This is a genomic window from uncultured Psychroserpens sp., assembly GCF_947494225.1.
Taxonomy (GTDB): Bacteria; Bacteroidota; Bacteroidia; order Flavobacteriales; family Flavobacteriaceae; genus Psychroserpens.
The window spans coordinates 189,563-203,475 of record NZ_CANLUG010000001.1; the positions used below are offsets into that span (position 1 = coordinate 189,563).

Here is a 13,913-nt window from a genome sequence, read left to right on the forward strand (position 1 = left end):
TTCACACTAAGTTAAGAAACTATCTGTAGTTCTCTGCAACTTTCTCTAATTCGGTGTACCAATCTTCACCAAACTTTCTTATTAGTGCTTCTTTTACAAATTTGTAAACAGGAACTTGCAATTCTTTTCCAAGCGTGCAAGCATCATCGCATATTTCCCATTTATCATAATTTACGGCAGAAAACTCAGAGTAATCCTTTACACGAATGGGATATAAATGGCAAGACACTGGCTTTTTCCATTCAATTTCACCTTGATTGTAGGCCTCCTCAATTCCGCAAAGAGCTGTTTTCTTATCATCAAAAATCACATAGGCACAATCGGCACCATTAATCAACGGTGTTTCTAAGTCTCCAAAATCTGTAGTAATGTGAGTGCCCTGCTTTTCAATTGCATCAATCCCTTCTTGTCGTAAAAAAGGTTTTACCTTAGGATAAATAGTTTCAAGAATTTGTGCTTCTTGTACATCTAAGGGAGCGCCAGCATCACCATCAATGCAACAAGCACCTTTGCACGCCGATAAATTACAGACAAAATCCTTTTCGATAATAGCCTCTGAAACTATTGTTTTTCCTAACTGAAACATAATTTTTACAATCAAAACCTTCGTGGCAAAAATAGTCAAACTTTACGATTATTTAATGTTATATATATGAGTTAAAGAGGTACTTTTGCGGAAAAATTAGATCTTATGGATATTCAATTAAGTTTTAAAGAAATATTTACGGCATTTATGATATTATTTGCCGTTATAGATATTATTGGAAACATTCCGATAATTATTGATTTACGTAAAAAAGCAGGACATATACAAAGTGAAAAGGCATCCATTATTGCAGGTGTAATTATGGTTTTCTTTTTGTTTCTAGGAAAAACAATTTTGTCTTTTTTAGGTGTTGGTGTTAATTCATTTGCGGTTGCAGGTGCCTTCATCTTATTTTTCATCGCTTTAGAAATGATTTTAGGAATCACTTTATACAAACAAGAAGAAGGCTCCGAGATGACCGCTTCGGTTTTCCCTTTAGCTTTTCCTTTAATTGCAGGACCTGGAAGTTTAACCACATTATTATCACTAAGAGCTGAATATCGCATTGAAAATATAATTATTGCCGTAATACTAAATGTTATCATTATCTTTATTGTATTGAAAACTTCGGCAAAAATTGAACGCCTAATTGGACAAAACGGAATCAATATCATACGTAAAATATTTGGTGTTATTCTATTAGCTATTGCTGTAAAATTATTTGCCCATAACATAAAAGCGCTTTTTGAGCTGGCTTAATTAAATGTACTAGACACATGAAATTTTTCACAATTTTAGCGACCATTGTTGCTACCGCCCTTATTATTTATAATGCTACAAAACTTGACTTTAATAACCTCTTTGAGGGCCAAAGCGTTATAGCACTTATTACTATTTTGGCCTCACTTTGTGCCATAGTATTATTACAAATTTTACGGTTTTCGAAACGCGTGGATCAAAAATTAAAGGGACGCCGTTAATGTATGATGTTTTAATTATTGGTGGTGGTGCCGCTGGCATGTCATGCGCTTTAGTATTAGGCTCAGCAAAATCTAAACCTTTTGCTGAGGATAAGCATATTGGTATTGTGATGCATCAACGAACATCTCATTTACAAAGCGCCTTATTCAATAACGTATTAGGATTGACTCCTGGAACTTTGGGCTCAGATATTTTAGAAAGTGGTAGGGCTCAACTTGAGCATTTGTATCCTCATGTTGATTTGATTGAAAACGAAAAAGTAAGCTCAATTATAAAATCTTCGGATTATTTTGTTATCACTACAAATAAGTCTGTTTATACATCTAAAGTAGTCGTAATTACCGTTGGATATACTAAGCTGTTAACCATTAAAGGTCTTGAAAATTATATTGAACCTCATCCAAGAGCAAATTTGGAAAAAGAGCGTATTTGGTTAAAAAATGACGATCATTTGGTGGATCATGGTTTGTATGTTGCCGGAACTCTAGCAGGATGGAGAAGTCAATTTGCTATTGCTTCAGGAAGTGGAGCACAGGTTGCTACAGATATTTTAACCCTATGGAATAATGGGAAACACACAAAAATTCATGACAAGTTGTAATGGGAAAGAAAAAGAAAAAAAAGAAGCCAAGTAAGAAAGAAATACTCATACTTATTGTAGTATGTGTTTTGATGGTTTCTGGGATATTCTATGGTTACTTTTCCGAAGATAATTCAGAAAAATCTAGTGTAAGTGGCATTTTTAATGCCTATCAGGAGAAAAAACGACGCTCAAATAAATCAACTAAAACTCATTATTTCGTTTTTTTAGATGGAACAAAATATAATATTCCCAGGATATACATTAGTGCATTGAATAAAAAATCGTTCCTAAATGAAGTTAAACCCGGTGATTCTTTAACATTAGAACTTGACGGAGGGAAGTCTATATATCAAATTACCAAAGCTCAAACAAATTATATAGATCCAATTAAATTAAAAGAAGACATAGAGTCGAATAATTTTGTAGGCTTAATTTTGGGGTGTTTCTTTTTAGGCTGCATATTCTATTTGATATACGTATATACAAGGTTGTGATTTTAGTTGTCTTCTTGCTCGTCAATTCTTTGACTCAGTAAGACAACCTCTTCAATCATATCGTCATTTTCGTTAAGGATTTTTTCGGCTTCATTGCTACCAAAAAGCTGTTCGGCTAGCTCAGATTTTATAAGTCGGCGCATTTGATCATGATAAGCCACAAAAGTGATATTTGTGCGTTCTTTCAAGTTAACAAAATCTTGAAATTTAACCACAATGTCATCACTAACTTCAAAATTATTGATAAAATCATTTGCTTCAACACCTTCGTAAACACTTCGATCTTTATCAAGCTCTGTAAACACAAAATTGCTGATATACTCGCGTCTTTTTAAGTAATTCAATGTTTCGTTTTGTACAGAAGTATTTAAGGGCACAAAAATATCTGGAATAATACCTCCACCTCCATAAACAATCTTACCTTCTGGTGTTTTAAACTTTAAAGAGTCTGCAATTTTAATGCTTTCTGCATCTTCAAATTCACCATTACTTAAGCGTTTGTAATAGTCGTTATAATAATCATTATTTTTACCACTATCATAAGGTCTTTGAATAGAACGACCCGTTGGCGTATAGTATCTAGACACGGTTAATCTAACTGCACTTCCATCACCAAGAGACATTTCGCGCTGCACAAGACCTTTCCCATAACTTCGTCTTCCTACAATTGTACCTTTATCATTATCCTGTAAAGCACCTGCTACAATTTCGCTTGCCGATGCAGAGCTTTCATTAATCATAATATAGATTTCGCCTTCTTCAAAATCACCGTCGCGAGTAGCATAGCTGTATTCTTTTTTTCCTTTTTTATTTTTAGTAAACAGAATAAGTTTGTCATCTTCCAAAAACTCATCTACAATCTGTTCGGCAATTCCTAAAAAACCTCCAGGATTATCTCGTAAATCTAAAGCCAACTGCGTAGCCCCTTGATCTTGTAACCTATCGAGTGCTCTTTTAAATTCTTTATAGGTTGATTCGGCAAAACGATTAATTTTTATATAACCTAAATTATCGGTAAGCATATAAGCTGCATCAACACTTTTAATAGGCACGACATCACGTTTTACCTTAAATTCAAGTAATTTATCTTCTCCTTTTCTATATACTGAAAGTTTAACTTTTGAACCTTTTTCGCCTTTTAATTTCTGGATGATATCGGCATTACTCCATTCTTTTCCGAAGATAGAATCACCATCTGCCATAAGAATTCGGTCACCAGCTTTAATTCCTGCTTTTTCACTTGGTCCTCCTTCGACGGTTCTAATAACAGTAATGGTATCGTTGTAAGTATAAAAATTAACACCTAGCCCTACAAAGTCCCCTTTCATATTATTGGTAACCCGCTCTAATTCGCTTTTTGGAATATAGGTAGAATGTGGATCTAGATTATCTAAAATTCCATTAACAGTTACATCAACAATGCTATCTGTGTTAACATCATCGACGTACTCATAATCTATATAATCTATAAGTCTATTAAGTTTGTCTTTTTTGCTATTAGAAGTAAATAATCGATCGGAAGTATCTTCAAAATTCAATTGTCCGCCAATAAAGACACCAGCCGCAATTGCGACACCTACAATAAGTGGTATGTATTTTTTATCGATTGTCATTTATACTTTGACGTCTTCTATTAATGTTAATTCTATGCCTGCTTTTTCTAAAAACGCAATTCCTGAGCAATCTTTATAGGCTTCACTATAAACAACTCTTACAATTCCTGCCTGGTGAATAAGTTTACTACACTCTTTACACGGAGACAATGTAATGTATAATGTTGAACCTTTACAAGACTGTGTGGAAGCCGCAACTTTTAGAATAGCATTTGCCTCGGCGTGCAAAACATACCATTTTGTGTAGCCATCATCATCCTCACAATAGTTCTCAAACCCCGTTGGTGTTCCGTTATAGCCATCGGATATTATCATTCTATCTTTAACAATCAAAGCACCTACTTGCTTGCGTTTGCAATGTGATAGTTTTCCCCATTCTTTAGCAATTCTAAGGTAAGCTTTATCGTATCGTAATTGTTTATTCTCTGGCATTATTTAGTTTTAGTGTTGGCTATTTTCCGAAGAACAACAAACACGTTATAAGTCAAATGTAATAATTATTAAAAATGTTTCTAGGGTTTTAAGACTTTGATAACGTTAAAGTTTTATCAAAACTTATGTTGTTAGTCAGTTTTAGGACAACATTTCGCTATTAATTATCATTGGTAAAACGAAACCAACAACAATTGCCGAGATGACCATAACCCAATCTCGTTTTGAAAATCTAAATATAGTCTGACATAAAAAACTTAAAAAGATTACAATAAACACGATAATAAGCTGACCAACTTCGATTCCTAAACCTATTTCAAGAAGTGCGAGTAATTTATTCTCTGAACTAGAAATGAGTTTTTCAAACGTACCTACAAAACCTAATCCGTGAATCAATCCAAAAAATAAACTTACAAAAAACAGAAGTCCGATGGTCTTTCCATGAGATTTCTTCCCTGAAGTAAATACGTTAAAAAGGGCTACAATTAATATGGTAATTGGAATTAAAAGCTCAATCAATCTTACATTTACACTAATAATGTTATAAGTAGTTAAGCCAAGAGATACACAATGCCCAAGTGTGAACACGGTAACTAAGAGTAACACGCGCTTCCAATCTTTAAACAAATATGGTATAGCAAGTACTATTAAAAATAAAATGTGATCGTAGGCTTTTAAATGGAGTACGTGGAAAACGCCATCTTGAAAATTTGACACGAAATTGTCAATCATAATAATTTTATTTGGGTGGAATCAAAGTTACATTTTATAATTGATAATGAAAAAGGCTTTAACGTTCGTGTTAAAGCCCATTCGGTTCTAAATTGATTTTAGTATTATTCTCCTTCTACGCTAAAGAGTATGCGTTCGTTTGACATTGGGCTTCCCGTTTTAAAATAAGGTTTCACCCATGAGTCATCTGAAGTTAGATGGAGTGTCTTCTGATAATCGGCGTTGTTGAGGGCATTCTCAACATTTCGATTGCGGAAATGGTTAAACATGCGCATAAACTCGGTTAAATAAATATCTGTAATTCTAGTATTCCCTCTAATGATTAACATGTTTTCATCATTATCACATGTAGACGCTTTACTGAAATTTGCTGATCCAGATATCACAATTGGATCTTCAGTTAAAGCGTCAATAATCATATATTTGGTGTGTAAATAATTTACGTTGTGATTTAAACCTGTAAGAGATTCTATTAATTCTTCTGTTTTATTAGCTCCTCTTCTAGCTCTTAATTTATCACCATGAGCAACTCTATTTTGCTCACATTTAACCATATCTGGATATTTAGGTTTGATGTATTGAGCATTTTTACTCTCAACTAATAGATATCTTAAAAAGGCAGAGGTCTCTGCATGTTGTGCTTTTTTCTTTACAACATTAAAAAAACTATCGTCAATTGAAAAGGCTAAAGTTAGAAACACAGAATTCTTAGCTTGGTCTATTCTATCTGCATACCATTGCAGCATCTTTTCATCTGATCTTGGACTGAAAATAGCATTCACACTATCTTCGGGAACATTACCATCAAGATTTGGATTTTTTTCTTTAAGCCAATCTCTAATACCCTGACCTGTTTTTTTGCTACTTGATTTTTTAGGGTTTTCAGACAATTTTTCCCAATATTTAAAGTACTCTAAAGCAATGTCATTATCCCTAATAATTTGCCCAACATTAGATTGCCCAAACAGCCCTCCACCAGTTAAATTTGTAGAGCCTGTCCATACTTGAATCGGGATATCATTCTCCAACAAAATGATAAATTTATTATGTGAAATATTAGCTTCGGTACGCGGTAACAGTATGGTTTTAAAAGCGTCTAAATACTTCGATTTTGAGATTCCAACAGAACCCATGGTTCGCATTGCGACTTGACTAATCCCATCTGGAATTCTATCTTTTTTAATTTCAGACCCTTTGAAAACGACTTCTTTAGAACCATCAACAGCTACTGTTGTAACCGCTTGTTTATTTGAATACCTCCTGTATGCTGTTTGTTTTTTTGCATGATGAATAACTTTAACATCAGCACCACGTTCTAAGGCATCAACAAATGCTTGTGCAGCTGGGAAATGTGACAATTCATATATGGAAGCGCGTATTGAATACTTACTATTTTTAGCCTGACCAATAAAATCTAATAACGCTTCTTCCAAGCCTCGAGACAACCATTTATAGGCTTCTCTTTTCGGAATATCTGCAGGTTTAAGAAATCGTGTATATCTTACTTTCGTAGGGTCTTGTTCTGTAGGATCGTCCTTGTACCATTTTTGATACTTCTCAAAACGCCTTGAGTAGGCTTGACTTCCCGCGACTCCTCTGTTAAAAAACACACCATGCTTGTCATCATCTGGGTTTTCTGTCGTTATATCGATAGTAATGGTTTCAGAAAATCTCAGGTCATCTAGAGTGCCATAAGCGGCAGCAATTCTGTATGTGTACGCCGTTGCTGAGTCCACTTGGTAATCACTCCACATAAACCTTTGTATTAAAGATTTATCTGAATCAATAAACGTTCTTCCGTCATGTAGTGAATACCAAGAATTTTTTATTTTTTTTTCAATTTTAAACCCTAAAAGTTCATTGATTTCGTCGTCAGGAACATTTAAACCAAATAGAATAACTTCTGTGCCTGCTATGGCCTTAACCGATAGACTGTCATTTTTAACTTTAACTCTCATTGTATTTCTTGTTTAGTTAGTCTTCTTCTGTAAATGGCTTCATTTCACCATGATCTACAATAAAAGCGCTAAATTTAATTGGAATCATGTCATCTGTTAGATGATGTTTTTTTATAACGGCGTCTATAATCGGCTTTGGAACGGACTTAGACAGTTCTAAAAACTCTGTTAGATTTTTTTTATCATCATCAATAAGTCTAACCCTTCTAAACCGTTCTTCTTTTAAATATTTTAGAATCACCTTTTTCTTTTTTTCAGCAACTGAAATATTTGACGTGTCGTTTCCAGATCTTTCAACGTAAACACGATCAGAATCCATATCTATTCCATACCTTCTAAAGGTATTTAGAAATATGTCTTTGTTATCAAAATCGCTTCTAGCCGTTAGGAAGACTACCATGCTCCCTTCAGACCTAGTTGTAACTCTATGAATAATCTCTTTAACTCTTGATAACATTGCGTTGATAGGTTTTGATGTTTCTTTAAATATTTTGGCGTTTTTAAACTCTCCAAAATCATAAGATTCACCTTCCTGAAGTTCGTATGTATTAAATTCTTGATTGTTCAACAATTTTTCAACCTTGCCATCTTTGATTACTTTTACCATTGCAAAGGTCCTAAACACAGTTTCGTCTATATCAATAAACGTCACGCCTTCCCCATAAATGTAATCTGGAATTTTATAGGTTTTAGGTCCAAACTCTTGAAACATTCCAGAACCTAAAAAGTCTCTTCTATTTTGCGGTGCTGGTGGGCAAAAATAGTAACCACCATCAACAGTTTTTAAAACCTCCTTAGCATAAAGCGCATCAATTCCAGTTCCTGGTACAGGGAAATCTTCGTTCATTTGCCACATGTTTGTTACATGTTCAAATTGCTGCTGAATATTTTTCATATAGGCAACAAACTGTAAGCCATTGACGCCTTTTCCGTTTTCATCAACGCCATCAAAGAAAGGATACGGTCGTCTCAAAAAACGCCTGTCTAAATCATTAATTCCAAACAAATCTGGGTCTGGTCGTCTTGGTTGTACTTTTCTAATATGAGAATTTAATTTCCCGTCTCTTTTATCTTTAGGGTTAGGATAAACAGGTGTTAATTTATCATCACCTGTTTTTTTTCGTGACAATGGCTTGCTCGATCCTTTGTCTCTTCCTATCATGTGACTTTGAGTTTTATCTGTAAATGCTTCCCATACAGGCATCATTTCTCGAATTTTTCGATAGACCATATACGATCCATTAACACACCAAGAAGGTTCATGGGAACGTTTATCTACAAAAACCAATTCTTCTAAATCAACTTCGGATCTTAAGTTATCTATACCATCATTAAATCTCAAGAACTCTCTTTCATCTGGTCTACCAAAACCATGCTCAACAGAATCTACTTTAAATAATGTCTTAACTGTATCCAGTTCCAACTTATCTGAGCAAGTTTTATTTATCTTTTCTGAGAAATATCGAGCGATACTAACATTTACATATTGACTATCGCTGGCTACAATAATAATGATATCGGATTGCGTTTCTTTTGGATTAAAATCATCGCCTGGAAATGATGGCATTCGTTTAAGATACCTTGGTTTCTGCCCTCTTAAACCATATCGATCATTTTCATGTTCATCAACAAAAAGGCCATAACCAAACCCGACAGTAACAGTAACTCTGTAACTTTTCGGAATCTTAGGACGATCTAAAGGCAATAAATTATTCTTTGATGGTTCTTTTTCCATCGACTCATAACTATACCTTGTAATGACTTCTAAAAGAGTTTTTAACTCTTCTCGATTAGAGCAATACACATCGCCTCTTATTATCGTACAACATTTTTGTTTATCAATAATACCTTTATACCTACTGTATTTTTTAGGTTCCTTGATATATTCTGGAGGGCTTAGAGGATATTTTGGATCGCTTATTCCACTTTGAAAATAGCCTTCATAAAATGGCAATGGTAATGGTATTGGCAATGGTATTGGTGATTTTTTATTTTCCATCAGTGATTATTTTAAAGATTTATACAATGGTCTTCTACGGTGTTGCTCCTTATGGTCTGGAAATAAGGTTATAAAAAACTCAGTCCAACCACCCATTCTAACTCTTAATAAATTATAGTCTTCCGGATTTTTCTGAGCTTCTTCAAAGGTTTCTGGGTTAGCTACTGTTAATGTCAGAATATTTCCACCATTACCTTTAGCAAATTTATCTATAACATCTACCAATTCGTTTAATGGAAAATCTTCTCTAATATTTAAATCGGCTGGTGCTCCATCTGATAATAAATCAATTCTAGAATCTTTATAGGAGTTTAACCCCTCCATAAGTGTTGTAGAAGGCGCACTAAAATCTTGATCAATATTACCCATTTCAGTATTTAAAGGAGCTGGAGACATATCAGAGGCAATCGATTGAAATTTAAATCGCCCATCTGGAGTTGCTCCAACAAAAGACCCTCCAAAAACATATTGTTCAAAAGTTCCAACACCAGGAGCAATTAATATCTCGAAAGGCTTATCTTCCAAACCATATTTATCTTCTAGTTTTTCCCATTGCTCTTTATGAATTTTGGATGCTTTCGTTTTAACTAATTTTTCGTAAAAGTCTTCAATAAGTTGCCAAGCAATTTCATCGACAGCTTTATTATTATGACCAAATTTAGGTTGACTTATACAGGCTTCTCTTATCTCATTAATTCGTTCTTTAGTGATATATTTTCCAACGAGCTCTGATTCTTTACCCCAATTCGTTCTTAGTGCACTTACAAGTTCTTCGAGCGTCATAAACTTATCCTGAAATACGAGTTTTTTAATCACATATAGCGAATCTGTTGTGGTACTGATACCTGTCATTAAGGGAGAAAATAGTTTGTATTTCGCTCCTCCTCCTGAAATATCTCTTCCAGTTTCCATACAACCCGCAATCATTGCAGACAGCAAAGGAGAAGGACTTACGTTTTCTTTTATACCATATTGATTTAAAATGCCATTATAAAACTTGTGACATCCAATTTCCATATGCTGAAGAAATATGTCATAGAATTGCTTAAAAGATGTTATCTCCCTTGCAGGTTTTGTTCGATAACTCCCCTTGCTTCCTCGTAAATACGTTCCTCCCGAAAATGCAAATCCCGCACCACTGTTAAGTGCTTTTTCAAGAACATCTAGAGCACCTACAAAGCCAAAACTAAACTCTGTTTCTCCGGCGAATAGGGTTTCATAACATCCATCACAAGCATAATTTCTGGCGCTGGCAAGATCAACATTACCTCCTGTTTTTTTATGCAAGGCTGGTATTATTCTATCATCATTTAGCAAGACTGGGTGAGCGCCTCCACTCTTTAATGCTTCTGCGGCTAATTTGAGAATTTTTGGCTTGGTTTTGCTATGAACTCGCAAATCTAATGTTGGGCTATTTAGTGGTAATCTTCTAGCCGAATTAAGGCACATTTCTGTGATTTCGTTTGCTGCATCTTTGGCTGTCCTATCATTATTGGCAATTGTGCCTCCAATAGTAATCTGCTGCATCCATTGATTGAGCAATGCACCTTGATCAAAATTACTAGCTGCTCCAGACCCAAGTAAGGCGCCATCTGAAGAGGTAAACCTGTCTTCGGCAAATCGTCTTTTAAGAATCACTTTCTCATCTAATTTGATCCAAAAAGCATCTATAGCATCTTGAGCCTCTTCTTTTGTTATCACCTTATTCTTTACATCTTCTCTATAATAGTTTATGAGCAGTTGATCTAACCTTCCTATTGGGACAATTTCACCCGTAAAATGTAGCGCACAATGCATAAAATAAATACATTGAAGTGCATCAATAAAAGAGGTTGCTGGTTCTGCTGGAATGCGTCTTAATCTATTAGAAATAGACTCCATGTTTTTATATTCAATAGTGTCTGAAGTATACAAGTCTTTAATACGTCCACAATGATCTGCATAAGCATTAGCATAGTGATTAACACCTTCCATGACATTGATAATCGACTTATAAAATGATATTTTACGTTTATCTTTAGTATTCGCCATATAGCTTTGACACATTGTTATAACTCCAGAAGTACCATGTTCTAAAATAACGGTATGATCAGGAACAGTATGACCAAAAGGAGACCATTCATTTAGATATTGAATTTCCCATTGGATGGTTTCTTCATCGGTTAGATACCGCATCAACTCTTTACCTTGACCTACCGAGTAAGGAGGTAAGGCTCCTACTACAGTTTCTAAAGGATGTACATGCATGGTTTGCCCATTAAACCAAAACTCTTTTCTAGTTATTAATTCTAATGTTTTCTGAATCGCTAAGCCTTTACGTTCCATTATGGGCAAGCCTTTAACTTTTCGTTTACTATTTCCTTTGAAATAATCAAACAAATGACCCAATTGATCTTGTTCAATCCAAGCGGGTTTGGAATGCCACTTTTCAAACATTTCCTGAAGTAAGATGCAATTTCTTGATGAAGGTTTATCCCTATGTCCGTTTGGCAAATTTTCTAGTGAGCGCCAGTAGCTCAAAATATTCTTGTGCATTTCTATAGTGAAATTAAAGTTGGTTACATAATTAAGAAAAATGTGTACATCATACCATACCCAATATTGGGTATAAATGATTCTATTCTTAATTCTTTAGGGAGATATGAGCCGTAAATGCTCTTTTTAAATATAGTGAAAAAAAGTGACTAATCTTTGTTAAGGAGAAATAAAATTTTAGAGATAATTACCGAAACATAAATATTTATGACACACACAATTGTAATCAACACCATTTTACCACCAAAATCATTTTTAAAAATCAAATTACTCAGAATAATAGAAAATATGGGTAATGCAGAAAAAAACAAAACATTTAAAACAACATAAAGCCATTTGTTTTTTATTTGGTAATCAAGACCAAAAAACAAAGCTTGTTTATCTGCTAATGAGAGTGAGCCGTTCATAGCATTTTCTAGTTTATGAGATAGTATTTTAAGATTTGTTGACATAAAGTAGAAATAAAGTAAAATCCCCAAGTTTATTAGACCACCAAATAATACAATTTGACTTAGCATTATGTTAAAATTAATGATAGGGATTTTTATGTTTTCACCTTTGGATATGTCCTGAATTTCTCTTTTCAATACATCTTCATTTGACTTGGCTTCCTTAAAAGTTTGGCTAGGATTATTATTTATAATTTCTGTAAAGGCTGCTATATCTTCTTTACTTACCGATGATGCTCTTAAATGGTTGAATCTAGTAACTGATGTTAAAAGTGTAAAGGAGGTTGTGTCCAGGTTTTTAACCGACCAATCTAATCGTTCCTTAATGTAATCACTATCAATTTTTAGACCGCCATTTTTATCAAAATGTAACATCAGTATAGAATTCATCCAAGAATATTTAATCCCTTCTCGTAGGCTATCCATATCAATTCTGTTTTCAAAAGATTGAGCAAACAATAAATGCTTAAGCTCTTCTTTATTAAGTTCGTTGAAATTTTTAATACGGTTATGTGTAAATTCGATTTGGCGTAATGCGTTTAAATAATCTGATAATTTTATAGCAGCATAATCCACATAAGCCCTAGTGTTATTGAATGTTGGGTTATCAAACTTTTCTTTATTGACCATCGTTAAAGTGAGCATATTAAAACTATTAACCATACACATTAAACTGTAAGGCCCTGCTTCAGTCTCGTTATAATCTTTAATAAATGGCGCATAACTATTGTATAATATTTCAAACTTACCCCATAACGAATCATTTGTGACTTCTATCAGTTGACTATGACGTTCCTTATAATTTTTAAGTTTATTATTTTGTTTTAAAAAGATTAAGATTAACGTGATAATAAAAATTAAAAGTAGCGCGCCAACATTAACAATCCTATGCCTTAGGTATTTTATTCTGTCTTTATAAATATTTGTTGCGAATTCGTCCATGCTATTGGTTTTTATGTTTCAGTACTAGGAATAGAGAAGATATCCTAATACAACTATAGTTGCCAAAACAAAACCGACGATTACCCACTTAATTTTTGGTAAATCTGGTGGTACTGAATCTATGTTTTTATTGACAATAATTTTTAATACATCATGATCTTCGGCGCTGGATAAATTGAGTTCTGCTTTAGCAATACCAAAAGCCGATTCAAACGTTTCGCCTGAACATAACGAATCGTAAAAAGCTCTTGAAAAATCTATAGCCATTGTATTTGCAACAGCCATTTTCATACCAATAACGCAATGAATTTTACTGGAAAAGATTTCAACGTTGTTTAGACTGTAACATGCCGATAAGACTACACATTTTAAATACTTACTATAATGGTCTAAAAAAGTTCCGAGTTGATCAATATATACAATCTCGGTATGGCCATTTTCATCCTCAAAAAGTAGTGTTTGATCATCATTACCATGTCCAGATATATGCAAAACATTAGGTTTATATTTATTTAAATATCTTCGCATAGCTCTTTTTGTAGACGCATTTCTTACATAGAGCCTGTTATTCGTTGGGTCTACAATATCTTTAATAACATTAATCTCGTCTTGAAGCCTAAGTTGGCCAGTATCTTTAGGATTAACCCCAATAAACAAGATTCTCATATC

General features: G+C 33.9%; 12 protein-coding genes. 3 read left to right on the forward strand and 9 right to left on the reverse strand.

What is annotated here, in order from left to right; translation table 11 throughout:
* Positions 1 to 19: 19 nt before the first annotated feature.
* Positions 20 to 586 carry a DUF3109 family protein gene (locus Q0893_RS00745; RefSeq protein WP_299271872.1) on the reverse strand — a complete coding sequence of 189 codons (567 nt, stop codon included), beginning with the start codon at positions 584 to 586 and terminating at the stop codon, positions 20 to 22.
* 111 nt (positions 587 to 697) lie between these two features.
* On the opposite strand from Q0893_RS00745, the gene Q0893_RS00750 reads away from it, so the two are divergent.
* The 3 genes from Q0893_RS00750 (at position 698) to Q0893_RS00765 (ending at position 2,584) form a co-directional block, all read left to right on the forward strand.
* Positions 698 to 1,285, forward strand: coding sequence for a MarC family protein (locus Q0893_RS00750; protein ID WP_298901537.1), 588 nt, complete (start codon positions 698 to 700; stop codon positions 1,283 to 1,285).
* Positions 1,286 to 1,505: 220 nt separating this feature from the next.
* Positions 1,506 to 2,108 (forward strand): NAD(P)/FAD-dependent oxidoreductase, encoded by a 603-nt coding sequence (locus tag Q0893_RS00760; RefSeq protein WP_299271873.1) that lies wholly within the window; start codon positions 1,506 to 1,508, stop codon positions 2,106 to 2,108.
* Positions 2,108 to 2,584, forward strand: coding sequence for a hypothetical protein (locus tag Q0893_RS00765; RefSeq protein ID WP_298901467.1), 477 nt, complete (start codon positions 2,108 to 2,110; stop codon positions 2,582 to 2,584). The genes Q0893_RS00760 and Q0893_RS00765 overlap by 1 nt, the downstream gene beginning before the upstream one ends.
* 2 nt (positions 2,585 to 2,586) lie before the next feature.
* On the opposite strand, the gene Q0893_RS00770 is transcribed toward Q0893_RS00765, so the two are convergent.
* The 8 genes from Q0893_RS00770 to Q0893_RS00805 all read right to left on the reverse strand — a co-directional run bounded on the left by Q0893_RS00770 (position 2,587) and on the right by Q0893_RS00805 (position 13,910).
* The gene (locus Q0893_RS00770) at positions 2,587 to 4,197 is read right to left on the reverse strand and encodes a S41 family peptidase (protein ID WP_298901466.1); all 1,611 of its coding nucleotides are present in this window, start codon (positions 4,195 to 4,197) and stop codon (positions 2,587 to 2,589) included.
* Complete coding sequence (locus Q0893_RS00775; RefSeq protein WP_298901465.1) at positions 4,198 to 4,629, reverse strand: dCMP deaminase family protein; 432 nt, start codon at positions 4,627 to 4,629, stop codon at positions 4,198 to 4,200.
* Between the two features lie 141 nt (positions 4,630 to 4,770).
* Positions 4,771 to 5,361, reverse strand: a complete 591-nt coding sequence (locus tag Q0893_RS00780) for a HupE/UreJ family protein (RefSeq protein ID WP_299271875.1) — start codon at positions 5,359 to 5,361, stop codon at positions 4,771 to 4,773.
* Between the two features lie 104 nt (positions 5,362 to 5,465).
* Positions 5,466 to 7,319, reverse strand: coding sequence for a phospholipase D-like domain-containing protein (locus Q0893_RS00785; RefSeq protein WP_298901463.1), 1,854 nt, complete (start codon positions 7,317 to 7,319; stop codon positions 5,466 to 5,468).
* Positions 7,320 to 7,335: 16 nt separating this feature from the next.
* The gene (locus tag Q0893_RS00790) at positions 7,336 to 9,318 is read right to left on the reverse strand and encodes a Dyp-type peroxidase (protein ID WP_298901462.1); all 1,983 of its coding nucleotides are present in this window, start codon (positions 9,316 to 9,318) and stop codon (positions 7,336 to 7,338) included.
* 6 nt (positions 9,319 to 9,324) lie between these two features.
* The gene (locus Q0893_RS00795; RefSeq protein ID WP_299271878.1) at positions 9,325 to 11,853 is read right to left on the reverse strand and encodes a pyruvate formate lyase family protein; all 2,529 of its coding nucleotides are present in this window, start codon (positions 11,851 to 11,853) and stop codon (positions 9,325 to 9,327) included.
* Positions 11,854 to 12,002: 149 nt separating this feature from the next.
* Positions 12,003 to 13,244 (reverse strand): hypothetical protein, encoded by a 1,242-nt coding sequence (locus Q0893_RS00800; RefSeq protein ID WP_299271880.1) that lies wholly within the window; start codon positions 13,242 to 13,244, stop codon positions 12,003 to 12,005.
* A gap of 24 nt (positions 13,245 to 13,268) precedes the next feature.
* Complete coding sequence (locus Q0893_RS00805; protein WP_298901459.1) at positions 13,269 to 13,910, reverse strand: CHAT domain-containing protein; 642 nt, start codon at positions 13,908 to 13,910, stop codon at positions 13,269 to 13,271.
* Between the last annotated feature and the right edge of the window lie 3 nt (positions 13,911 to 13,913).